The 20,959-nt window shown below is 68.6% G+C and carries 22 protein-coding genes; 14 read left to right on the forward strand and 8 right to left on the reverse strand.

The features are described from left to right. The 4 genes from Q8Q71_RS14620 to Q8Q71_RS14635 all read left to right on the forward strand — a co-directional run. Positions 1 to 569, forward strand: a 569-nt coding sequence (locus Q8Q71_RS14620; protein ID WP_305760332.1) for a phosphomethylpyrimidine synthase ThiC, incomplete at its 5' end; no start/stop codon positions are given. Positions 570 to 587: 18 nt separating this feature from the next. Next, positions 588 to 1,076: a DUF4262 domain-containing protein gene (locus tag Q8Q71_RS14625; RefSeq protein WP_305760333.1), complete on the forward strand. Its 489-nt coding sequence runs from the start codon at positions 588 to 590 to the stop codon at positions 1,074 to 1,076. An 87-nt stretch (positions 1,077 to 1,163) separates the two neighbouring features. Beyond that, positions 1,164 to 1,922: a DUF5131 family protein gene (locus Q8Q71_RS14630; protein WP_305760334.1), complete on the forward strand. Its 759-nt coding sequence runs from the start codon at positions 1,164 to 1,166 to the stop codon at positions 1,920 to 1,922. 38 nt (positions 1,923 to 1,960) lie between these two features. Next, entirely contained in the window at positions 1,961 to 3,052 is a 1,092-nt protein-coding gene (locus Q8Q71_RS14635; RefSeq protein ID WP_305760335.1) for a three-Cys-motif partner protein TcmP, read from the forward strand. A 28-nt stretch (positions 3,053 to 3,080) separates the two neighbouring features. On the opposite strand, the gene Q8Q71_RS14640 is transcribed toward Q8Q71_RS14635, so the two are convergent. Beyond that, the gene (locus tag Q8Q71_RS14640) at positions 3,081 to 3,743 is read right to left on the reverse strand and encodes a DsbA family oxidoreductase (protein WP_305760336.1); all 663 of its coding nucleotides are present in this window, start codon (positions 3,741 to 3,743) and stop codon (positions 3,081 to 3,083) included. A 331-nt stretch (positions 3,744 to 4,074) separates the two neighbouring features. Here Q8Q71_RS14640 and Q8Q71_RS14645 point away from each other — a divergent pair, with 331 nt between their 5' ends. After that, positions 4,075 to 4,551, forward strand: a complete 477-nt coding sequence (locus Q8Q71_RS14645; RefSeq protein ID WP_305760337.1) for a hypothetical protein — start codon at positions 4,075 to 4,077, stop codon at positions 4,549 to 4,551. A gap of 4 nt (positions 4,552 to 4,555) precedes the next feature. On the opposite strand, the gene Q8Q71_RS14650 is transcribed toward Q8Q71_RS14645, so the two are convergent. After that, positions 4,556 to 4,795, reverse strand: a complete 240-nt coding sequence (locus Q8Q71_RS14650) for a hypothetical protein (protein ID WP_305760338.1) — start codon at positions 4,793 to 4,795, stop codon at positions 4,556 to 4,558. 360 nt (positions 4,796 to 5,155) lie between these two features. On the opposite strand from Q8Q71_RS14650, the gene Q8Q71_RS14655 reads away from it, so the two are divergent. Together Q8Q71_RS14655 and Q8Q71_RS14660 are read left to right on the forward strand one after the other, a co-directional pair. Continuing rightward, positions 5,156 to 5,854: a hypothetical protein gene (locus Q8Q71_RS14655; protein WP_305760339.1), complete on the forward strand. Its 699-nt coding sequence runs from the start codon at positions 5,156 to 5,158 to the stop codon at positions 5,852 to 5,854. Continuing rightward, complete coding sequence (locus Q8Q71_RS14660; RefSeq protein WP_305760340.1) at positions 5,851 to 6,675, forward strand: DUF2461 family protein; 825 nt, start codon at positions 5,851 to 5,853, stop codon at positions 6,673 to 6,675. The genes Q8Q71_RS14655 and Q8Q71_RS14660 overlap by 4 nt, the downstream gene beginning before the upstream one ends. On the opposite strand, the gene Q8Q71_RS14665 is transcribed toward Q8Q71_RS14660, so the two are convergent. Further along, a complete protein-coding gene (locus Q8Q71_RS14665; protein WP_305760341.1) occupies positions 6,672 to 7,850 on the reverse strand; it encodes an acetyl-CoA C-acetyltransferase in 1,179 nt (392 codons plus the stop codon). The two genes, Q8Q71_RS14660 and Q8Q71_RS14665, sit on opposite strands and share 4 nt — an antisense overlap. A 220-nt stretch (positions 7,851 to 8,070) precedes the next feature. On the opposite strand from Q8Q71_RS14665, the gene Q8Q71_RS14670 reads away from it, so the two are divergent. Genes Q8Q71_RS14670 through Q8Q71_RS14680 form a run of 3 tightly spaced genes read left to right on the forward strand, consistent with a single transcriptional unit; the run spans position 8,071 to position 9,775 of the window. Further along, the gene (locus Q8Q71_RS14670; protein ID WP_305760342.1) at positions 8,071 to 8,784 is read left to right on the forward strand and encodes a hemolysin III family protein; all 714 of its coding nucleotides are present in this window, start codon (positions 8,071 to 8,073) and stop codon (positions 8,782 to 8,784) included. A 59-nt stretch (positions 8,785 to 8,843) separates the two neighbouring features. After that, positions 8,844 to 9,437: a polyhydroxyalkanoate synthesis repressor PhaR gene (phaR, locus tag Q8Q71_RS14675; RefSeq protein WP_305760343.1), complete on the forward strand. Its 594-nt coding sequence runs from the start codon at positions 8,844 to 8,846 to the stop codon at positions 9,435 to 9,437. After that, complete coding sequence (locus Q8Q71_RS14680; RefSeq protein ID WP_305760344.1) at positions 9,437 to 9,775, forward strand: hypothetical protein; 339 nt, start codon at positions 9,437 to 9,439, stop codon at positions 9,773 to 9,775. The genes phaR and Q8Q71_RS14680 overlap by 1 nt, the downstream gene beginning before the upstream one ends. A 135-nt stretch (positions 9,776 to 9,910) precedes the next feature. Here Q8Q71_RS14680 and Q8Q71_RS14685 read toward each other — a convergent pair whose 3' ends face one another. Both Q8Q71_RS14685 and Q8Q71_RS14690 read right to left on the reverse strand, forming a co-directional pair. Beyond that, entirely contained in the window at positions 9,911 to 10,336 is a 426-nt protein-coding gene (locus Q8Q71_RS14685) for a hypothetical protein (protein WP_305760345.1), read from the reverse strand. A gap of 100 nt (positions 10,337 to 10,436) precedes the next feature. Beyond that, complete coding sequence (locus Q8Q71_RS14690; protein ID WP_305760346.1) at positions 10,437 to 11,165, reverse strand: glycosyltransferase family 2 protein; 729 nt, start codon at positions 11,163 to 11,165, stop codon at positions 10,437 to 10,439. Positions 11,166 to 11,257: 92 nt separating this feature from the next. Between Q8Q71_RS14690 and Q8Q71_RS14695 the strand changes: the two genes are divergently transcribed. The 3 genes from Q8Q71_RS14695 (at position 11,258) to Q8Q71_RS14705 (ending at position 15,518) form a co-directional block, all read left to right on the forward strand. Further along, the gene (locus tag Q8Q71_RS14695; protein ID WP_305760347.1) at positions 11,258 to 12,937 is read left to right on the forward strand and encodes a glycosyltransferase family 39 protein; all 1,680 of its coding nucleotides are present in this window, start codon (positions 11,258 to 11,260) and stop codon (positions 12,935 to 12,937) included. Beyond that, a complete protein-coding gene (locus tag Q8Q71_RS14700) occupies positions 12,934 to 13,854 on the forward strand; it encodes a hydroxymethylglutaryl-CoA lyase (protein ID WP_305760348.1) in 921 nt (306 codons plus the stop codon). The genes Q8Q71_RS14695 and Q8Q71_RS14700 overlap by 4 nt, the downstream gene beginning before the upstream one ends. A 446-nt stretch (positions 13,855 to 14,300) precedes the next feature. Further along, entirely contained in the window at positions 14,301 to 15,518 is a 1,218-nt protein-coding gene (locus tag Q8Q71_RS14705) for an RtcB family protein (protein WP_305760349.1), read from the forward strand. Positions 15,519 to 15,612: 94 nt separating this feature from the next. Here the strand turns inward: Q8Q71_RS14705 and Q8Q71_RS14710 are convergent, their stop codons facing one another. The 3 genes from Q8Q71_RS14710 to putA form a co-directional block, all read right to left on the reverse strand. Continuing rightward, positions 15,613 to 15,981 (reverse strand): DUF6768 family protein, encoded by a 369-nt coding sequence (locus tag Q8Q71_RS14710; RefSeq protein ID WP_305760350.1) that lies wholly within the window; start codon positions 15,979 to 15,981, stop codon positions 15,613 to 15,615. After that, a complete protein-coding gene (locus Q8Q71_RS14715; protein ID WP_305760351.1) occupies positions 15,974 to 16,537 on the reverse strand; it encodes an RNA polymerase sigma factor in 564 nt (187 codons plus the stop codon). The genes Q8Q71_RS14710 and Q8Q71_RS14715 overlap by 8 nt, the downstream gene beginning before the upstream one ends. A 93-nt stretch (positions 16,538 to 16,630) precedes the next feature. After that, complete coding sequence (gene putA, locus Q8Q71_RS14720) at positions 16,631 to 19,759, reverse strand: bifunctional proline dehydrogenase/L-glutamate gamma-semialdehyde dehydrogenase PutA (RefSeq protein ID WP_305760352.1); 3,129 nt, start codon at positions 19,757 to 19,759, stop codon at positions 16,631 to 16,633. Between the two features lie 114 nt (positions 19,760 to 19,873). Between putA and Q8Q71_RS14725 the strand changes: the two genes are divergently transcribed. Then, a complete protein-coding gene (locus Q8Q71_RS14725) occupies positions 19,874 to 20,959 on the forward strand; it encodes a glycosyltransferase family 1 protein (protein ID WP_305760353.1) in 1,086 nt (361 codons plus the stop codon).

Here is a 20,959-nt window from a genome sequence, read left to right on the forward strand (position 1 = left end):
ACAAGCAGCTCAAGGAACGCGGCGAGGCGCCGTTCTACACGCTGGGGCCGCTGACGACCGACATCGCACCGGGCTACGACCACATCACTTCAGGCATCGGCGCTGCCATGATCGGCTGGTTCGGCTGCGCCATGCTGTGCTACGTCACGCCCAAGGAACACCTGGGCCTGCCGGAGAAGGAAGACGTGCGCGTGGGCATCATCACCTACAAGATCGCCGCCCATGCCCCCGACCTGGCCCAGGGCCACCCCGGCGCGCAGATCCGCGACAACGCGCTGTCCAAGGCCAGATTCGAATTCCGCTGGGAAGACCAGTTCAACCTCGGCCTCGACCCCGAAACGGCCCGCAAATACCACGACGCCACCCTGCCCAAGGAGGCCCACAAGACCGCCCATTTCTGCAGCATGTGCGGCCCGAAATTCTGCTCGATGAAGATCAGCCAGGACATCCGGAGGGACGCGGCGGCGCAGAATGATGCGAGCGGTTCGCTGGCCGAGGCAGAGGCCGGGATGGCGGAGATGAGCGCGAAATTCAGGGCCGGGGGCGGGGCCATTGAAGTGAAGGTCTGACCGAGGGACAGTCTCGCAATGCAGCAGGCCGAAACCGCTTACGAACAGAAGATCCTCGACGGTGTCGTGGAACACGGGTGGTGGTGCACGTCCGTCCACGATCCGCGGGGAGACGCGCCAGCATTCGCCTACAGCATCGGATTTACCCATACGCTCGGCCAGCCGGAGTTCATCATCTTCGGCTTGCCCGGACAGCTGATGCATGGCGTGCTTTGGAACGTCTTCCGCGCACTCAAGGCCGGAAAGCGTCCTGAGGACGGGCAGCGCTGGTCCGGCCTGCTCGACGACTACGACTGCGAAATCCGCCGGGTGCACCCCTCGAACGTGACGCCGGAATATCTAAACTCCGCGATTTGGTTCCACGGTGCCCCGGAAGGTCAGGCCCAGCCGCTGGCCGTGTACCAGATCGTCTGGCCCAGCCTCGACAACCAATTTCCATGGGACGATGCCTGCCCCCAATCTGTCCGCGACGCCCAGCCCCCGCTGTACCTCGCCGCCGCCCACTAAGGCGGCAGATCGCTTCCAGAGTCATTTGGTTAACGAGGTAGCCGCCAAAGTTGCGATTCAACCCCGATTAGTTCATGGTTTGTTCTCATGGCCCAGACATCGACCATCGAGTGGACCGACGTCACCTGGAACCCCGTCGCTGGGTGTCTGGTGATCACGCCCGGCTGCACCAACTGCTACGCGATGCGGATGGCGGCGCGCCTGGAGGCCATGGGCGTCGCCAAGTACGAAGGCCTCACCCGCAAGAGCGGCAAGCGATACGTCTGGACCGGCAAGGTCCGGCTGGACGAGGCCTCGCTGGAAGCGCCTCTGAAATGGCGCAAGCCGCGCAAGGTCTTCGTCAACTCCATGTCGGACCTGTTCCACCCCGACGTGCCCGCCGACTTCGTGGCCAAGGTCTGGAGCGTCATGGACCGGACGCCGCAGCACACCTACCAGATCCTGACCAAGCGGCCGGAGCGGATGCGTGAGGTCATAATCTCGATGGGCCTGCCCGCGCTGGAGCATGTTTGGCTCGGAACCAGCGTTGAGGACGCCGCCGTTCTGTCGCGCCTCGACGATTTGAGAGCGACGCCCGCGATCGTCCGTTTCGTTTCCTTCGAGCCGCTCATCGGCTCCGTTGCCGGGGCCAATCTGGACGACATCCACTGGGCTATCGTCGGCGGCGAGTCCGGCCCCCGGGCGCGCCCCATGAAAGAGGAATGGGTCGATGAAATCCGGCGGAACTGCTTGGCGGCGGGGACGGCATTCTTCTTCAAGCAGTGGGGCGGCAAGAACAAGAAGGCGGCAGGGCGGACTTATCGTGGAAAGACTTGGGATGAGCTTCCATTGACAACCGTCGGTTAGCCGCGAGATCGTGCGTTAACGCGAATCCGGGACAACGAATGGCCGCGCCTAAGCAGACCGTTTGGGCGCTAGAGCCTCACACCGCCGCAAAGCACGCGATTCTCGCGCGGTATTTGTCAGCGTGGCTTCCCATCCTGAGTCAGGGCGGTTTTCCGAAGCTCGCATACATCGATGCATTCTCGGGGCCCGGAAGCTATTCCGGCGGCGAAGATGGTTCGCCAGTGATCGCATTGAAGGCAATGCTGGACCACAAAGCGTCAATTCGCGCTCAGTGCTACTTCGATTTCGTTGAGCGAGTGCCCGACCGCGCGGTAGCCCTTCGGAGCGCTGTCGAGGAAACCCAGAACCTGCTCGGTAAGCCGAGCAACGCACACATCGAAGTGCATCAGAGCACGTTTGAAGAAGCGTATGCAAAGATTGGCCCACGCCTCAAAGCTGCGGGAACGATTCCGACATTCGCGTTCATTGACCCCTTCGGATGGACTGGCCTCCCATTCTCGATCGTGGAGGAGCTACTGCGGCGTCCGTCGACCGAGGTGTTCATCAATTTCATGTTCGAGGAGATCAATCGCTTCCTCGATCACCCCGAACAGATCGGAAATTTCGACAAGCTGTTTGGTTGTAGCGACTGGCGAACCTGCGCTCAGAAGTCAGGACTCGATCGAAACAAATGCGTCCGGGATCTGTATGCCCGGAAGCTCGGCGAGAGCGCTTCCTACGTTCGATATTTCGAGATGCGCAACAAGGCAAATGCCACCGACTACTTCCTGTTCTTCGCCACAAACAGTCTGTTAGGCCTAAAGAAGATGAAGGAAGCGATGTGGAAGGTCGATCAAGGAGGCGCCTTTAGTTTTTCGGATGCCACCGATCCCAATCAGATGACAATCTTTGCGAACGAGCCGAACTTCGGTCAGCTCAAGAAGCAGATTCTAGACAACTTTCGGGGCGCACAGGCGTCTGTCGGCCAAATTGAGGAGTTCGTTCTCACCAAGACGGCCTTCCGAGAAACCCACTTCAAGCGGCAGATCTTGGTGAATGGCGAAGGCCAAGACTTTGAAGTAATCAAATCGAAGCCTGATCGACGGAAGGGCACATACCCAGATGGGACCATTCTTCGCTTTTTTGGGTAGCGTTCAGTGTCATCGCAGACGCTAGCATTCACCCCTCCCCCGCCATCCCCCTCAACGCCTCTTCAAACACCCCCGCCGGCTGCCCGCCCGAGATCAGCCACTTCCCCTCCACCACCACGGCGGGCACGCCGTTGATCCCGCGCGAGACCCACAGCGCCTCCGCCGCCCGCACCTCGGCGGCGTAGAGGTCGTCGGCCAGCACCTCGACCGCCTTCGCCCGGTCCAGCCCCGCCGCCGCCGCCGCGTCGGCCAGCACGCCGGCGTCGGTCATCGTCCGGCCGTCGGTGAAATGGGCCGTGAACAGCGCCGCCTTCAGCGCCCTCTGTTCCGCCGCCCCGACCGTCCCCGCCCAGTGCAGCAGCCGGTGGGCGTCGAAGGTGTTCCAGATCCGGCTGTCCGGCCCCATCCGCATGTCGAACCCCGGCCAGGCCTCGGCCGCCCGCTGCGTGATCATGGCCCGGTTGGCCGCCGACTGTTCGGGGGTCGAGCCGTATTTGCGGCCGATGTGGTCGACGATGTTCTCGCCCTCGGGCGGCATGTTCGGGTTCAGCTCGAACGGCTGGAACCGCACCTCGGCCTCGATCCCCTCGCCCTTCAGCTTGTCCAGCGCCGCCTCCAGCCCGCCCAGCCCCACCACGCACCAGGGGCAGACGATGTCGGAGACGAAGTCGATGTGCAGGGTGCGGGGCATGGGGAAAGGGCTCCTGGGGCCTTCAGGATGGTCGGTTCATCACAAAGACCACAAAGGATTCACAAAGGACACGAAGGGTCCGGCGGGCCCGCGGCTCCCGCCAGGGAGACGCAACACATCTGATGGCGGGCAAGGGCCCGCGAAAGGCCGAAACAACCGGGCTCCCTTCGTGTCCTTCGTGCCCTTCTTCGTGTCCTTTGTGATGAACCATCCGGCGCCCCATCCGGCCCCGGCTCCAGGATCGGTTTCGCCCGTCGCCCAACCGCGGCCGCCCCCTCTGGATTTCACCGTTCGCCGTGCTAGCTTCCCTGAGGGAAGGGAGACCCACACCATGCGCGCCTTCGGCCTCAACGCCTTTCGCGTCTACACCGTCCTGCTCGGCGTCTGGACCGGGGCCGGGGTCCACGACACCCTGTCGACCCATTTCGCCTGGTGGGCCGATCCGGTCGCCTGGTACGCGCGCCCGGCGTGGGAGGGGATGGTCAATCCCTGGCCCTTCACGACCATGGCCCTGCTGCTGGCGACCCTCGTCGCCGGCGTCGTCGCCTTCCGCTGGCGCGGCCCCGGGCGCAAGGCCGCCGTGTTCAGCCTCGGCGGAACGGCCCTGATCCTCGTGGCCACCCTGGCCTGGTTCGTGCCCGAACTCGGACGGATGGGCTCGGGCGAGCTGGACGCGGCGGCCCTCGTCTCGCACGGCCGGACGTGGATCACGCTCAACGCCGTCCGCCTCGTCCTGCTGGTCGTGTTGCTGTGGAGCGCCCTGCTGGCCCTCGGCCGGTTCGGCGACGGCGCGCGCGAGACGGCCTGACGCCTCAGGCCCCCGGCCGCGTCAGGCTCCGCCGGTGCGGCCGGTCGGTCAGGCGCAGCCACGGGGCCATGCCCCAGGCGATCGGGGTCGAGATCGCCAGCGTCGCGGCGATCATCCACCAGACGGCGGTCATCATCTCCGCGGCCTCCAGCGGCGCGGCCAGCAGGCCGATCATGCCGAGGCCGAACAGCACCGCCTGGATCATCGGCCAGATCAGGACGGCGATGGCGAAACGGGTGCGCATAGGAACCTCCTCTGCTGCGGACAGGACAACGGTCCGGAGTGCGGGGCGTTCCTCAATCGGCCCGTCTGCCCGGGACCCGGCGAAGCCGGCCCCGAGACCGTCGGTTCGTCACGAAGGGCACAAAGGTTTCACGAAGAACACGAAGGGGCCGGCGGGCCCGCGGCTCCCGCAGGGAGACGCAACAGAGCGATGGCGGGCAAGGGCCCGCGAAGGGCGCCCCCCGGCCCCCCTTCGTGTCCTTCGTGCCCTTCTTCGTGTCCATTGTGATGAACCAACCGGCCCAGGGCCGCCCCCTACGTCCCCGTTTGACGTACCCCGCCCCTATCCTCCCACCCGCCAAGGATGAGGGGAGGACCGAACATGGCCGACGGATCACAATTCCACGACGACGACGTCTCTGCGGAGGCGGGCGAGATCACGCCCCCGCTGCAGGCCTGGCGCGAGGAGGGGCGCGGGCGGCGCACCGCCCCCGACGCGGTCTGGGCGGCGGCGCGCGAGGACTATCTGGCCGGGATGTCTGGGCCCGAGGTCTGCGCGCGTCACGGCGTGCGCCTCACCGCCCTGCGCGACCGGGCGGCGCGCGAGGGCTGGCGGCGCATCGACCAGCCCTGGGCGCCGCGCAACCGGCTGGACCCGAACGACGAGGGCGTCGAGCTGGAGGCGCGGGTCGGCGGCGACCTCGACAAGATCGAGCTGTGCGAACTGTCCGATGTCGCCTTCCGGCGAATGATGCGCGCCATCCTGCGCGGCGACGCCATGGGGGCCCTGCGCTGGCGGCGCGTGCAGGCGGTCATGGAGGCCGAGGACGCCGAGTCCCAGCGCGCCGTCCAGCAGCACGAGGCGATCTGGCAGGCCCGGCGCGGCTATCCCCGGCCGGACGAGGCCGAGGCGCCGGACCCGTCGATCGCTTCGGACGGCGCCTACTATCCGGACGCATTGGACGCTTCGCACGCTTCGGACGGTGTTTACGGCCCGAACCTGGCGGACGCTACGGACGCTTCGGACGCTTCGGACGGTGTTTTTTCTCCGCCGGGGGAGCAGGCTATACGGGAGCCATGACCTTCCCCGGCTTCGCCCCCGCCGACCTGGCCTTCCTGTCGGACCTGGCGGTCCACAACGACCGCGACTGGTTCACGGCCAACCGCGCCGTCTATGACGAGCGGCTCAGGCCCGCGCTCGGCGCCCTGATCGCCGACGCCTCGACCGCCTGCGCCGCGCGCGGCCTGCCGCTGGGCGGCGACCCGAACAAGAGCCAGTTCCGCCTCCACCGCGACGTGCGCTTCTCGAAGAGCAAGCTGCCCTACAAGACCCACCTCTCGGCCGTCCTGACCCGCGACGGGCTGAAGATGTCGCCGGGCATGGCCTATATCCATATCGAGCCCGAGGGCGGCTCGCGCGTCACCGCCGACAGCTTCGACTACGACAGCATCGACCCGCTCGACCCCTCGACCCACCCGGCCGCGCGCGTGGCGGCCCCCGAACCGACGGCCCCGGCCGAGGCCATCCCCGACCTCGAGGACGCCCACGGCCGAGGGCCCTACGTCTCGGCCGGCTTCTTCCTTTACGACCGCAAGAACAGCGACAAGGTCCGCCGCGCCATCGCCGCCGGGCCCGAGGCGTGGCTGGCCGTCGAGGCCCATCTGGCGGCCCGCGGCCTGCGCCTCGCGCCCGGCATGGCCGTCAAACGGATGCCCAAGGGCTTCGACGCCCACGAGGGCACGGCGCTGGAGCCCGCCCTGAAGCGCCTGCAGTGGTTCGCCCGCCGCCCCCTGACCGGCGCCGAGGTCTCAAGCCCGCAACTGCCGGAGACCCTCGCCGGCTTCGTCGACGACATGAAGCCCCTGCTCGATTTCGGATGGAGGGCCCTCTACGGCGGCTAGGCCCGCTCCACGCACAGGGCCACGCCCATGCCCCCGCCGATGCACAGGGTGGCCAGGCCGCGTTTCGCGTCCCGCCGCTTCATCTCGTGCAGCAGGGTGGTCAGGATGCGGGCGCCCGAGGCCCCGATCGGATGGCCGATGGCGATGGCCCCGCCGTTGACGTTGACCTTCGCCGGATCCAGCCCCAGCTCCCGGAGCACGCACAGGCTCTGGGCCGCAAAGGCCTCGTTGGACTCGACCAGGTCGAGGTCGGCGACGGTCCAGCCCGCCTTCTCCAGCGCCTTGCGCGACGCCGGGATCGGGCCGGTGCCCATCAGGGCCGGATCGACCCCCGCCGTGGCCGAGGCGGCGATCCGGGCCAGCGGGATCAGGCCCCGGGCTTCGGCGTCGGCCGCGCTCATCAGCACCAGGGCCGCGGCCCCGTCGTTGAGCCCCGAGGCGTTGGCGGCGGTGACGCTGCCCTCCTTCGCGAAGGCCGGCTTCAAGCCCTGCATGGCCTCCAGCGTGGCCCCGTGGCGGATGAATTCGTCCTTGTCGACCACCGTGTCGCCTTTGCGGCCCTTGATGGTCACCGGCACGATCTCGTCGTCGAACCGCCCCGCCTTCTGGGCCGCCTCCGCCTTGTTCTGGCTGGCCACCGCGAAGGCGTCCTGGTCGCCCCGGCTGATCTGGAACTGCCCGGCCACATTCTCGGCCGTCTGCCCCATGTGGTACCCGTTGAAGGCGTCCCACAGGCCGTCGCGGATCATGGTGTCGACCAGGCCCAGGTCGCCCATCTTGTGCCCGGACCGCAGCTGCTGGGCGTGGGGCGCCTGGCTCATGCTCTCCTGCCCGCCCGCGACCACGATGCGGGCGTCGCCCAGGGCGATCTGCTGGGCCGCCACGGCCACGGCGCGCAGGCCGGAGCCGCAGATCTGGTTCAGGCTCCAGGCCGGGACCTCCTTCGGTATCCCCGCGCCCATCGCCGCCTGCCGCGCCGGTCCCTGCCCCGCCGCCGCCTGCAGCACATGGCCCAGGATCACCTCGTCCACCTCCTGCGGCCCGACCCCCGCCCGCTCCAGCGCCGCCCGGATGGCGATCTCGCCCAGTTTCGACGCCGGCAGGCTGGACAGGCCGCCGAGGAAGGAGCCGACGGGCGTGCGCGCGGCGGAAACGATGACGACTTCGATGGACATGGACGAACCTCTGACGCCGGCCGCGGGCGAGGGAGCGCCCGGACCATGGGAAACGAAACCTCTACGCCCCGGCAGGGCGTTAGGTCGCGCGAAACAAATCGTGGCGTTTCTGCCGCATCCCGACGCCTTCGTCACCCATGACCGTCCCGTTCAGCGGATGGTCATGGGCGCGGCCCCATTCTGCGGGAACAAACTGGAGCGAGAAAGGCTTGATGGGGCCATGCTCAAGAGACTGAAGAAGGTGTTCGTCCAGGTCTGCGTCCCCGACGAGCTGGACATGATCGAGCACTACCGGACCCCGGCGGAGAAGACCGCCGACCTGATCGTGCACGTGGTCGGCCTGACCCTGGCCGCCGTGGGCGGGATCGTGCTGGCGGTGCTGGCGGCGATGTACGTCGGCATTGGCGCCGTGGCCGCCACGGCGACTTACGCCCTGTGCCTGGTGGCCATGCTGACCGTCTCGACTATCTACAACCAGACCCGCCCCTGCGCGGCCCGCCCCATCCTGCGGCGCATGGATGAGGCGGCCATCTTCCTGATGATCGCCGGTAGTTACACTCCCTTCACCACCCAGCGATTCGAAGGCGCCTGGGCGATCGGCTTCACCCTGCTGGTCTGGGGCGTGGCCCTGGCCGGGGTGTTCGTCAAACTGGTGGCCCCGCGCATCTCCGACGCCTTCTGGAGCGCCGTCTATATCGGCTTCGGCTGGCTGGCCGTGCTGGCGCTCAAGCCGATGATCGACACCGTCCATCCCGTGGCCCTCGGCCTGCTGGTGCTGGGCGGCCTGATCTATACGGCGGGCGTCTTCGTCTTCATCAGCCCGACGGTGAAATTCCGCCGCGCCATCTGGCACGGCTTCGTCGTCACAGGCGCCACGGTCCACTGGGCCGCCGTCCTCGTGGGAGTGGTCCTGGCCCCCGCCGCCATGGGCTGATTTGCATGCGGCTTCGCGCTGCGGGATAGTGCGGCGGTGCAACAGGTCGGGAGTGGGGCGTGGCGGACAAGAAGGCCGTAGAAGGCGAAACCATCGTCATCAAGAAATACGCCAACCGGCGGCTCTACAACACCGCCACCAGCGCCTATGTCACCCTTGAGGACCTGGCGAAGATGGTCCGCGAGGGCCACGACTTCGTGGTCTATGACGCCAAGACCAACGACGATCTGACCCGCCAGATCCTGACCCAGATCATCTTCGAGGAAGAGAGCCGCGGCGAGGCCCTGCTGCCGGTGCAGTTCCTGCGCCAGCTGATCGGCTTCTACGGCGGCCAGATGCAGGGCGTCCTGCCCAGCTATCTGGAGATGTCGCTGGACAGCTTCAGCCGCCAGCAGGAGCAGATGCGCGGCCAGTTCTCCAAGGCTTTCGGGGCCGCGCCCGGCGCGGGCATCCTCGACGAGGCGGTCAAGCGCAACATGGCCCTGTTCACCGAGGCCATGAAGATGTGGCCCGGCTTCGGCGCCCTGACCCCGGGGGCCCGTCCGGCGGCTCCGGTCCCGCCCGAGACGCCGGCCGTCGACCCCCTGGCCGAGATGCGCCGCCAGATGGAGGAGATGCGCGGCCAGATCGACAAGCTGTCGAAGGGCGGCTGATGGCCGACGAGGTTCGCCCCGTCGCGCCCGTCCAGCGTCGCGCGACCGACCGCCGCGCCGCCGAGCGCCGGGCCGCCTCGGCCTCGCGGGCCCTCGTTCCCGTGGCGTTCCCGGCCGAGGCTGCCGAGCCCCCGGCAAGACCTGCCCCCGCGTCCCCCGCCGATGCCGGCCCCGCGGCCTTCGCCGCCCAGGTGATGGGACAGTCCGGCCAGCGCCGCGGCCTGAAGGGCGGCCCGCCGGTGCTGGACGCCGCCCGCTCGGCCTATCTGGGGGCTGAACATTCCGGCGCTTCCGAGCGCCGTCCCCGGCCCGGCAAGGCCACGGACACCGACGTCTGACCCACCGGCACGGTCCTTGCTGAGCGAAGGCGTCTCAAGCCTCGTCCGGGATTCCCGCCATGCTGACCCTCATCGCCCGCGCCGTCGACGTCACCGTGGTGGCGCTGATCTTCGTCGGATTCTCCTGAGCGGGGGTCAGCCGGCCCCGAACTCCAGGTCCTTGCGGGCCGAGATGATGGTGACGATGAAGCCGGCCAGCACGTCCAGCATGACCATCACCACGATCAGGAAGAAGGTCGAGGTGGCGAATCCCTTGATCAGCAGGAATTCGACAAGGCAGACCACGAACAGGATCATCGACAGGGCGTGATTGACGATCGCCACCTTCTGGCTCGATGTCGATTTCAGAAGTTCGAAGAACAGCAGGATCAGCGACAGGAACAGGATCAGGTCGCCCACGCCCACGTTCCAGCTGCTGCCCGAAGCCATCGGTATGGAGAACATCGCCTCGCGCAGGGTCGCGTCGGCCGCCACCGATCCTCCGCCGCCCATCAGGCCGGTCAACACCACGATATTGTACAGAACCACCGGGATCACGAGCAACGGCAGGGCGATCAGCATGGCTGGGCTCCATCGGGGCGGGCCGAACGGCCGCGCTTGTTAACGATGCTTACCCCGGTTCGCTCCATACGGCTACGCCCGCTCGCGCGGCAGGGGAAAGTCAGAATTCGCTGATCGGACCGGGCCGACGGGATCGCGACTTCAGCCACATCACGCCGAGCAGATCCGACAGGGAGGCCATCAGCCGCCCCCAGTTGGTGTATTTCGACCGGCCTGTCTCGCGGTGACGGTGATCGACGTCCAGATAGAGGTTCTGGTAGCCCTCGCGGATCATCAGGGCCGGGAGGTAGCGGTGCAGGTGATCGAAATACGGGAGGCGCAGGAAGGCGTCGCGCCGGAAGGCCTTGAGGCCGCAACCGGTGTCGTCGGCGTCATCGCCCAGCAGTTTCCTGCGGATGCGATTGGCCCAGATCGAAGCCTGGCGCTTGGCCTCGGAATCCTGTCGCTTCGCGCGGCGACCGCCGACCAGGGCGACGGAAGACGGGGAAGCGGCCAGCAGGTCGACCAGTCTCGGCGCATCGGCGGGCGGGTTCTGGCCATCGCCGTCCAACGTCACCACGATCGGGCCGCGCGCCGCCAGCACCCCTGTGCGCACCGCCCGGCTCTGGCCCGCGTTGGAGCCGTGGCTGAGGACGCGCAGGGCCGGCAGCTCGGCCATCAGCCCGCGCAACTCCGCCAGCGTCCCGTCGCGCGAGGCGTCGTCCACGAACACCATCTCATACGACCGCCCTTCGAAAGCGGCGGCGATCTCGCGCGCCAGCGGGCCGGCCGCGCCCTCTTCGTCATGGACCGGAACGACGACGGAGATGTCGGGGATGGCTTCGCTCATCGGGGCTGTCTAGCGGGTTTCGCGGCCGGGCGGGAGATGGTCCGGCGTTCGGGCCGTGTCGCGGCTCGAAAGGCCGTGATAGGAAGATGAACATGATGCGCCCCGACCTGGATCGATACATCGCCGGCTGGCGCGGCCCCCTGCTCGCGGCCCTGGTGGCCCTGTTGGCGGGCCTGCCGGTGCTGATGCTGCTGCCGCCCCTGGACCGCGACGAGAGCCGCTATGCCCAGGCGACGTCGCAGATGCTGGAAAGCGGCGACTACATCGACATCCGCTTCCAGGACGAGCCGCGCTGGAAGAAGCCCATCGGCATCTACTGGATGCAGGCCGCGGCCGTGGCCGCGACATCCAGCGTCGAGAACCGCGACATCGCCCCCTACCGCATTCCGTCCATCCTCGGCGCCATGCTGGCCGCCGCCGCCTGCGCCTGGGCCGGGGCGGCCATGTTCGGCCAGAGAGCCGGCTTCCTGGCGGGAGCCATCCTCGGCGCCAGCTTCCTGCTTTCCACCGAGGCGGGCATCGCCAAGACCGACGCCATGCTGTGCGGCGCCGTGACCCTGGCCATGGCCGGGCTGGCCCGGATCTATCTGGCGGCGCGGGCGGGAGAAGCGCCGGTCCGGCCGCACAAGCTGATGTTCTGGCTGGGGCTGGGGCTGTCGATCCTCATCAAGGGGCCGATCGGGCTGATCGTCATCGCGCCGGCCATGATCGCCCTGTCGGTATGGGACCGCGACGTCTCGTGGCTCAAACGCCTCGGCTGGGGCTGGGGCTTGCCGCTGGTGGCCCTGATCGTCGGCCCGTGGGCCCTCGCCATCACCATCGCCACCGACGGCGGCTTCTGGCGCGAGGCCATCGGCGGGGACCTGGCCCCCAAGGTCGCGGGCGGCGATGAAGGTCACGGGGTTCTGCCCGGTTTCTATCTGCTGATCACGCCCCTGCTGTTCTTCCCGGCGACGTTGTTGCTGCCCGCCGCCCTTTCGACCGGCTGGCACAGGCGGGCCGAGCCGGCGATCCGCTTCCTGGTCTGCTGGCTGGTTCCGGCCTGGCTGATCTTCGAACTGACCCCGACCAAACTGGCCCACTATACCCTGCCGACCTTCGGGGCCCTGGCACTGCTGGCCGCCGCCGCCGTGAGCCGGCCGATCGGCAAGGCGTCGCGCTATGTCGGGGTCGGATTGACGATCTTCGTCGGCGGCCTGCTGGCCATCGGCTCGGTCTGGCTGTTGACCGAGTACGGCAAGTCGACGGCCCAGACCTGGGCCACCCTGACCATCGTCTTCGCCATTCTCGCCGCCCTGATCGGCGCCTTCCTGATGCTTCACCGGGCGGCGGCGACGGCCGTGGTCGCCTCGATCGCCCTGGGCGTCGTCGCCCACGGCGCCCTGGCCGGCACATTGCGCCAGCTCCGCCCCCTGTCCGTCGCCCCCCAGCTGGAGAAGGCCCTGCTGGCCGCCGACCTGCATCCGCGACAGGGTCGCGCCGGTCCGGTCGCCATCACCGGCTTCCACGAACCCAGTTTCGTCTTCCTGACCGGGCGGGACACCGAACTGGCCGACGCCGCAGGCGCCGCCCGGGCACTGGCCGAGGGGCGCCCGGCCATCGTCGAGGAGGGCGACGCCGACGCCTTCCGGGCCGCGGCCGCGCAACTGGGGGTCACCGGCCGCGCCGTCGGCGTGGTGGAGGGCCACAACTATTCGAAAGGCGATGACGTCAGCCTGACCATCTACGCGCCGCCGGGCGCCGCGCCCGCCGCACCGGGTCCCGTCCGGTGAGCCGTCGCATCACGATCGTCGAGGTCGGCCCCCGCGACGGCCTCCAGAACGAGAAGGCCGTTCTCGAACCGGCCGTCCGCGCCGATCTCGTGCGCAGGCTCGAAGCCGCCGGCGCGCGCCGTATCGAGGCGGTCAGCTTCGTCCATCCGAAATATGTGCCCCAGATGGCCGGGGCCGAAGAGGTCATGGCCGCCCTGCCGCATGAGGCCGGCCGCAGCCGCATCGGTCTGGTGCTGAACGGCAAGGGCTATGACCGCGCCCTCGGCACGGCGGTGGACGAGGTCAATGTGGCCATGTCCATCACCGACGGCTTCGGGCTGAAGAACCAGGGCATGGGCGTCGACCAGCAGGTTTCCATGCTGTCGGACATCATGACCGGGCGGGCCAATTCGGCGGGGGGGCCGGGCGCGGGCCCGTCGTTGTCCGCCACCCTGTCGTGCGTCTGGGGCTGTCCGTTCGACGGGGAGGTTTCGGCGGACCAGGTGGCCGATCTGGTCGGCCGCATCGCTGATCTGGGGGTAAAGGAAATCGCCCTGGCCGACACCATCGGCGCGGGCGATCCCTGGGCCGTCACACGCAAGGTCCAAGCCGCCCGCCAGGCGGCGCCCGACGCCGTGCTGCGCCTGCATTTTCACGATACGCGCAACACCGGTCTGGCGAACGCCTATGCGGGAGTCGAGGCGGGCGTTGATGTGCTGGACGCGTCGGTCGGCGGCATCGGCGGCTGTCCGTTCGCGCCGGGGGCGACCGGCAATATCGCGACGGAGGATCTGGTCTACATGCTCGAGCGGGCGGGTTTCGACACCGGCTACGACCTCGACGCCCTGATCGAAACCGCCCGATGGATCGGCGAGAAGATTGGCCGCCCGACCCGGAGCGCCCTGAGCCGGGCGGGGGGATGGCTGAAGAGGACCTGACCGACCGATACAATTCAGGCGCGACAAGCGAGACATCGCGCCCGATATATTCCCTACAAGCGCGACAACCGGGACATTGCTTCGGGACTGGCTGCGCCCTCGCCGCCTTACCCGCTACGCGCCGCTCTCCGGGCGGCTGTCCTCTCCCCCGCCTCGCCGGGAAGAAAGGGGCTGGCGTCGCCGTTTGATTTCGCATATCAGCGCCCTCCCGAAAACGAGACGACCCATGTTCGCCTGTTACGCCAATCCGAGCCTGCCCATGTCGCTCGACCGCCAGCCGGTCGAGGGCAAGGACGCGCGCGCGGAGAGGACGTAGGAGAACAGCCGGTCGGATCGATTTCGGTTTTCCAGTAACCCCTCCCGCCACCGGCCGGAGGGGTTTCTTGTATCCGCGAGACTCCGCCGCGCCGGTCCGGGAGGATCAGACAGAGAAGGAGACGTCCGCCATGCGTGGCTATGACGTGATCGAAAGCCCGGGCGCGCCGATCAAGGCGTGGACCCGGGGGGTGCCCATCGAGGATGCGGCGCTGATTCAGCTGAAGAACGTGGCCTCGCTCCCGTTCATCCACTCCCACGTCGCGGTCATGCCCGACGTGCACTGGGGCAAGGGCGCGACCGTGGGCTCGGTGATCCCGACCGTGGGGGCCATCATCCCGGCCGCTGTGGGCGTGGACATCGGCTGCGGCATGATGGCGGTGCGGACCTCGATCCGCGCCGAACACCTGCCGGACGACCTGTCGGGCATCCGTTCCGCCATCGAGGCGGCCGTTCCGCACGGCCGCACCGACAACGGCGGGCGCAACGACAAGGGGGCATGGGCGTCCGAACCGCCGGCCTCGGCGGCCTCCCGGTGGGAGGCGCTGAAGACGGGCTATGACGCCGTGGTGGAGAAGCACCCCAAGGCGGCGCACCCGCGTGGTTACGGCCACCTGGGCACGCTGGGCACGGGCAACCACTTCATCGAGCTCTGCCTCGACGAGGCGGGGGACGTGTGGGTGATGCTGCACTCGGGTTCGCGCGGGGTGGGCAACCGGTTCGGGAGCTACTTCATCGAACGGGCCAAGCACGAGGCGCGGCGCTGGTTCCTGAACCTGCCGGATCAGGACCTGGCCTACTTCCCTGAGGGGTCGGAGGGCTTCAACGACTACGTCAAGGCGGTGTCCTGGGCGCAGAAATACGCCCGCGCCAACCGCGAGGTGATGATGGACAGCGTCCTGAACGTGCTGCGCACCTTCTGGCCCGATCTGGAGACGACGCAGGAGGCGGTGAACTGCCACCACAACTACGTCTCGAAGGAGCGCCATTTCGGCAAGGACGTGTTCCTGACCCGGAAGGGCGCGGTGTCCGCGAAGGACGGCGAGCTGGGGATCATCCCCGGCTCGATGGGGGCGAAATCCTTCATCGTGCGCGGCAAGGGCAATGCGGACTCGTTCTGCACCTGCTCGCACGGCGCCGGTCGGGCGATGAGCCGGACCGAGGCGAAGCGGCGCTTCACGGTGGAGGACCACGTCCGCGCCACCGAGGGCGTCGAGTGCCGCAAGGACGCCGATGTGATCGACGAAACGCCGATGGCCTACAAGGACATCGACGCGGTCATCGCGGCCCAGGCCGACCTGATCGAGGTCGTGCACACCCTGCGTCAGGTGGTGTGCGTCAAGGGATGACGGGAGCCGGTTCCACGCGAGTGGAGCCGGCTTTCGTCATGTTGGAGGTTACGTCGGATCGGCGGAAATCGCGCCGTTGGCGATCCGTGCAGGCTCAGCCGGGATGTGACCGAACCACAAGCAGTTCAAGCCGCTTTAGCGACAACCGCAGCCGGTTGGCCTGCATGACCGGCCAAAGGGCCAGCTTGATCATCAGCGACATGATCAGCAGCACGGCGGCGGGCAGGCCCCAGTGCAGGGCGGACAGGGCGTCACTTGCGCCGAAGAATTTCCACGCCGCCCAGACGCCGGCCACGAACAGCACGGACTGGACCGCCATCAGCACGGCGCTGACCCAGCCGGTGCGGCCGCCAAACAGGGACATCACCTGTTCGACATGGCCGGGCTCCTCGTCGATCCGGCGCAGCAGGTCGCGCTCCTCGGCGGCGAGGGCGTCGTTCAGGGCCTGGTCTATGTCACGCATCGTCGTCTCCTTCGAGCACGGCCCGCAGGGTGCGGCGTGCATGCATGAGGCGGGTCTTGATCGTGCCCGCCGGGACATCGAGGGCGACGGCCGTCTCGGCGACGGTCATCTCCTCGAAATGGAACAGGGCGATCGCCGCGCGCTGGGCCGGCGGCAGATCGCGGATGGCGGCGTGGAGGCGCTCGATCTCCGGCCGATGCTCCGCCTGCCAGTCCGGCGCGTCGGGGGCCGGTTCGGGCTGGGCGGCGACGGCCCGGGCCAGGGCCCGATCCTGCTGATTGCCGGCGATCAGGCCGGCGCAGCGGCGCGAGACGATGCGGTAGGCCCAGGCCGGAAAGGCGCGTTCGTCGCGCAGGCCGCCGATGCCGCGGGCGATTTCGACCCAGCCGGCCTGGGCGGCGTCGCGCGCGGCCTCGCCGTCGCCGGTCAGCCGCCAGGCGTGGGCGACCAGCTTGCGATGCCAACGCCGGGCCAGATCCTCGAACGCACGACGGTCGCCGGCCGCCGCGGCCACGACGAGGTATTCGTCCAGAACGCGACCGGTGCTCACCCTCATCTCGCCGCCCCTCTCCGTCATCGGATTACAGGTGCGCCGGCACGGCGAAACGGTTCAATTCGGGCGACCGAATTCGGCGACCGACGGCCGAGGCTACAGGTTCAGCAGCGCCGGGTCGCCGCCCTGGGCGGAGATGTTGTTGCTGATGGCCTTTTCCGAGGCGTAGCGGATCAGGCTGTAGGGACCGCCGGCCTTGGGACCGGTGCCCGACAGGCCCTCGCCGCCGAAGGGCTGGACGCCAACCACCGCGCCGATGATCGAGCGGTTGATGTAGACGTTGCCGGCCGGGACCAGACGCGTGACCTCCTCGGCGAAGGCCTCGATGCGGCTGTGCACGCCGAGGGTCAGGCCGTAGCCGCGCTGCGCCAGTTTGGACGCGGTTTCCTTCAGCTTCGAGGGCTCGTAGCGGCAGACGTGGAGGATGGGGCCGAAGACCTCGCGCTCCAGATAGTCGGGGGTCGGGATCTCGGCGATGGTCGGGGCGAACAGGTGGCCCTTGTCCGCGCCGGCGGGGAGTTCGGCGCGGGCGACGATCTTCGCGTCGCCGCCGAGGCGTTCGAGGTGGGCGTCGAGCATAGCCTTGGCGTCGGCGTCGATGACCGGGCCGATGTCGGTGGCGGGGTCGGAGGGGTCGCCCACGACCTGGGCGGCCAGGGCCCCCTTGAGGCCCTCGATCAGGGCGTCGGCGGCGTCATGCGGCACGTAGAGCAGACGCAGGGCCGAGCAGCGCTGGCCCGACGAGCCGAAGGCCGACAGGATGACGTCGTCGATGACCTGTTCCTTCAGCGCCGTGGTGTCGACGAACATGCCGTTCAGCCCGCCCGTCTCGGCGATGAAGGGGATGATGGCGCCCGGACGGGCGGCCAGCGCCTTGTTGATCATGGTCGCCGTGTCGGTGCCGCCGGTGAAGGCGACGCCGTCTATGCCGGGGTGGCTGACGAGGGCCGCGCCGACCGTCTCGCCGCGTCCGGGGACGAGTGCCAGCAGGTTGGGGTCAAGGCCGGCCTTGACGTAGAGGCGCACGGCCTCGGCGGCGATCAGGGGCGTCTGTTCGGCGGGCTTGGCCAGCACGGCGTTGCCGGCGGCCAGGGCGGCGACGATCTGGCCGGTGAAGATGGCCAGGGGGAAGTTCCACGGGCTGATGCAGGCGAAGACGCCCCGGCCGTGCAGGACCAGCTGATTGATCTCGCCAACGGGGCCCTTCAGCTCCGTCGGGCCGCCGAAGTCGCGCTCGGCCAGCATGGCGTAGTAGCGGCAGAAGTCGGCCGCCTCGCGGATTTCGGCGACAGCGTCGTTCAGGGTCTTGCCGGCCTCGCGCGAGAGCAGGGCGACCAGACGGTCCATGTCGGCCTCGAGGGCGTCGGCCATGGCGCGCAGGACGGGCGCGCGGCCCGCGCCGCCCTTGCGGTCCCAGGCGACCTGGGCCCGGGCGGCGGCGTCAACGGCGGCGTCGATGTCGGCCGTGCTGGCCTCCGAGACGTGGCCGAGGACCTGGGTCGTGTCGAAGGGGTTGGTCACGGCCTGCGGGTTGGTCCCGGCCTTCAGCTTGCCGCCGATGATGGGGCCCGAGGTCAGTTTTTCGGCGTCGACCTTCGCCAGGGCGGCGGCGTGCCGGTCGCGGTCGGCGGCTTGCGAATAGTCGCGGCCGAGCGAGTTCTGGCGGTCCATGTACATGTCCTTGGGGGTCGGAATTTTCGCGTGGCGGTCGGGGTGAGCTTCGACGGCGGAGATGGGGTCGGCGGCGACGGCGGCGGCAGGCACCCGCTCGTCCAGCAGGGCGTGGACGAAGGAGGAGTTGGCGCCGTTCTCGAGCAGGCGGCGCACCAGATAGGGCAGCAGGTCCTCATGCCCGCCGACGGGGGCGTAGGCGCGGACGGTCACCGGGCCGAAGTCGTCGCGGGCGGCGTCGTACAGGGCCTCGCCCATGCCGTGCAGGCGCTGGAATTCGATCTTCACCTTCCGCTCGGACGCCATCTTGTGGACGGCGGCGAGGGAGTGGGCGTTGTGGGTGGCGAACTGGCTGTAGATGTGGGGCGCCGCCTCGATCATCAGTTTGGCGCAGACGAGATAGTTGAGGTCGGTCGCGGCCTTGGTGGTGAAGACCGGATAGTCGGTGCGGCCGAACTGCTGGGCGCGCTTGATCTCGGTGTCCCAGTAGGCGCCCTTGACCAGACGGACCATCAGTCGGCGGCCCGAGGTCTTCGCCAGTTCGGCGACGCGGCGGATCACCTCGGGACAGCGCTTCTGATAGGCCTGAACGGCGAGGCCGAGGCCGGTCCAGCCGCCGAGGTCGGGCTCGCGCGCCAGACGGTCGAGCAGCTTCAGCGACAGGGCGAGGCGGTCGGCCTCTTCCGCGTCCATGGTGAAGTTGATGTCGTGCTTCGCCGCGATCCGGGCGAGGCGCAGGATGCGCGGATAGAGCTCATCCCAGACGCGGGCCTCGTGCGTGGCCTCGTAGCGGGGGGACAGGGCCGACAGCTTGACCGAGACGCCGTGGCCGGCCTCGGGCCCCTGCCCCTTTGCGGTTTTGCCGACGGCCTCGATGGCGTCGGCGTAGATCTTTTCATAGCGCTCGGCGTCGTGGGCGGTGCGGGCGCCCTCGCCCAGCATGTCGAAGCTGCACAGCCAGCCTTCGCGATTGGCGCGCTTCAGCGCCGCCTCGATGGTGCGGCCGACCACGAACTGTTCGCCCATGATGCGGACGGCGGCGGCGACGGCCTCGCGGATCACGGGCTCGCCGAGACGGCCGACGATGCGCTTGAGGAAGCCGGGGAGATCGGTCTTCGCCTCCTCGTCGACGTCGACCAGCTTGCCGGTCAGCATCAGCCCCCAGGTCGAGGCGTTGACGAACAGGCTATCGGATTGACCCAGATGCGAACTCCAGTCCGCCGAGCCGATCTTCTCGGCGATCAGCCGGTCACGGGTGTCCTCATCGGGGGTGCGTAGCAGGGCCTCGGCGAGGCACATCAGGGCCAGGCCTTCGCGGGTGCCGAGCGAGAACTCCTGCAGGAAGCTCTCGACCACGCCCTGCTTCTTGACGCTGGCGCGGGCGTGCTCGACCAGGCCGACGGCGCTGGAGAGCACGGCGGCGCGCTCGGCCCCGTCCAGCGGCATCCGCGCCAGCAGTCCCCGGACCGCGGCGGTCTCGTCGGCGAACTTGCCCTGATCCAGCGTATCCCAGTCCTGGGAGAGGGCGACCGGCGGCGAGACGTGTGCGTGCATGGCGGGCGTCCTAAACGCTTTTGAGCGGGAACGGGAGGGGGCGCGGCATCTCGCCAAGGCCTGCCGGAACCGCTAGACCGTTTCCCCGATCAACGGCGGAGCCACCCGGCCCATATGCGCATCGTTCTGGCCACCGACGCCTGGGAGCCCCAGGTCAATGGCGTCGTCCGCACCCTGACCCGCACCGTGGCGGAATGCCGGGGCATGGGCCATGAGGTCGACGTCATCGAGCCCAGCCAGTTCAAGACCATCCCCTGCCCCACCTATCCGGAAATCCGGCTGGCGCTGGGCGCGGAGGAAGAGATCCGCGAGCGCCTGCGCGCCTTCGAGCCGGAGGCGGTCCACATCGCCACCGAGGGTCCGATCGGCATCGCCACGCGGCGCATCTGCGTCGAATGGAAGCTGCCGTTCACGACCAGCTACCACACCAAATTCCCGGAATATGTCTCGGCCCGGTTCCCGATCCCGGTGCAGGTCGGCTACGCCTATATGAAATGGTTCCACAAGCCGTCGGGCCGGCTGATGGTGGCCACGCCGACGCTGCGCGACGAGCTGGTGGCGCACGGGTTCAAGAACGTCTCGCCGTGGACGCGGGGGGTGGACACCGAGCAGTTCAGCCCGGACCTGCCGCGCATCTATGACGAGCTGGGCGGCAAGGACTGGCCCCGGCCCTTCTTCCTCAACGTCGGCCGGGTGGCGGTCGAGAAGAACATCGAGGCCTTCCTCGAGACCGACCTGCCGGGGACGAAGATCGTCGTCGGCGATGGTCCCGCGCGGGCCGAGCTGGAAGAGAAATATCCGGAGGCCAAATTCCTCGGGGCCCGGTTCGGCGAGGAGCTGGCGCGCTGTTTCCGCGATGCGGATGTCTTCGTCTTCCCCAGCTGGACCGACACCTTCGGCCTGGTGATCCTGGAGGCCATGGCCACGGGCACGCCGGTGGCGGCCTATCCGGCGCACGGGCCGATCGACATCATCCCCGGTTCCAACGCCGGCGCGATCGACAAGGACCTGCGCGCCGCCTGTCTCGAGGCCCTGAAATGCGATCGGGTCGCCGTCCGGACCTATGCCGAAAAATTCAGCTGGCGCGCCTCCGCCGAGGAGTTCGTGCAGAACCTGCAGCCCTACCCCGAGCCCGAGCGCGGCCGCTTCTGGCGCCGGCTCCGCCGCATCGCGCGGTTGAGGCGCAAGGCGGCGGCCTAG

Origin of the sequence: Brevundimonas sp., from assembly GCF_030704825.1 — a bacterium.
GTDB lineage: Bacteria > Pseudomonadota > Alphaproteobacteria > Caulobacterales > Caulobacteraceae > Brevundimonas.

What these genes read in the sequence shown, in the direction of transcription:
- Q8Q71_RS14625 (WP_305760333.1), top strand. Translation starts at nt 588, where the DNA reads ATGCAGCAGGCCGAAACCGCTTACGAACAGAAGATCCTCGACGGTGTC.
- Q8Q71_RS14630 (WP_305760334.1), top strand. Translation starts at nt 1,164, where the DNA reads ATGGCCCAGACATCGACCATCGAGTGGACCGACGTCACCTGGAACCCC.
- Q8Q71_RS14635 (WP_305760335.1), top strand. Translation starts at nt 1,961, where the DNA reads ATGGCCGCGCCTAAGCAGACCGTTTGGGCGCTAGAGCCTCACACCGCC.
- Q8Q71_RS14640 (WP_305760336.1), bottom strand. Translation starts at nt 3,743, where the DNA reads ATGCCCCGCACCCTGCACATCGACTTCGTCTCCGACATCGTCTGCCCC.
- Q8Q71_RS14645 (WP_305760337.1), top strand. Translation starts at nt 4,075, where the DNA reads ATGCGCGCCTTCGGCCTCAACGCCTTTCGCGTCTACACCGTCCTGCTC.
- Q8Q71_RS14650 (WP_305760338.1), bottom strand. Translation starts at nt 4,795, where the DNA reads ATGCGCACCCGTTTCGCCATCGCCGTCCTGATCTGGCCGATGATCCAG.
- Q8Q71_RS14655 (WP_305760339.1), top strand. Translation starts at nt 5,156, where the DNA reads ATGGCCGACGGATCACAATTCCACGACGACGACGTCTCTGCGGAGGCG.
- Q8Q71_RS14660 (WP_305760340.1), top strand. Translation starts at nt 5,851, where the DNA reads ATGACCTTCCCCGGCTTCGCCCCCGCCGACCTGGCCTTCCTGTCGGAC.
- Q8Q71_RS14665 (WP_305760341.1), bottom strand. Translation starts at nt 7,850, where the DNA reads ATGTCCATCGAAGTCGTCATCGTTTCCGCCGCGCGCACGCCCGTCGGC.
- Q8Q71_RS14670 (WP_305760342.1), top strand. Translation starts at nt 8,071, where the DNA reads ATGCTCAAGAGACTGAAGAAGGTGTTCGTCCAGGTCTGCGTCCCCGAC.
- Q8Q71_RS14680 (WP_305760344.1), top strand. Translation starts at nt 9,437, where the DNA reads ATGGCCGACGAGGTTCGCCCCGTCGCGCCCGTCCAGCGTCGCGCGACC.
- Q8Q71_RS14685 (WP_305760345.1), bottom strand. Translation starts at nt 10,336, where the DNA reads ATGCTGATCGCCCTGCCGTTGCTCGTGATCCCGGTGGTTCTGTACAAT.
- Q8Q71_RS14690 (WP_305760346.1), bottom strand. Translation starts at nt 11,165, where the DNA reads ATGAGCGAAGCCATCCCCGACATCTCCGTCGTCGTTCCGGTCCATGAC.
- Q8Q71_RS14695 (WP_305760347.1), top strand. Translation starts at nt 11,258, where the DNA reads ATGATGCGCCCCGACCTGGATCGATACATCGCCGGCTGGCGCGGCCCC.
- Q8Q71_RS14705 (WP_305760349.1), top strand. Translation starts at nt 14,301, where the DNA reads ATGCGTGGCTATGACGTGATCGAAAGCCCGGGCGCGCCGATCAAGGCG.
- Q8Q71_RS14710 (WP_305760350.1), bottom strand. Translation starts at nt 15,981, where the DNA reads ATGCGTGACATAGACCAGGCCCTGAACGACGCCCTCGCCGCCGAGGAG.
- Q8Q71_RS14715 (WP_305760351.1), bottom strand. Translation starts at nt 16,537, where the DNA reads ATGAGGGTGAGCACCGGTCGCGTTCTGGACGAATACCTCGTCGTGGCC.
- putA (WP_305760352.1), bottom strand. Translation starts at nt 19,759, where the DNA reads ATGCACGCACACGTCTCGCCGCCGGTCGCCCTCTCCCAGGACTGGGAT.
- Q8Q71_RS14725 (WP_305760353.1), top strand. Translation starts at nt 19,874, where the DNA reads ATGCGCATCGTTCTGGCCACCGACGCCTGGGAGCCCCAGGTCAATGGC.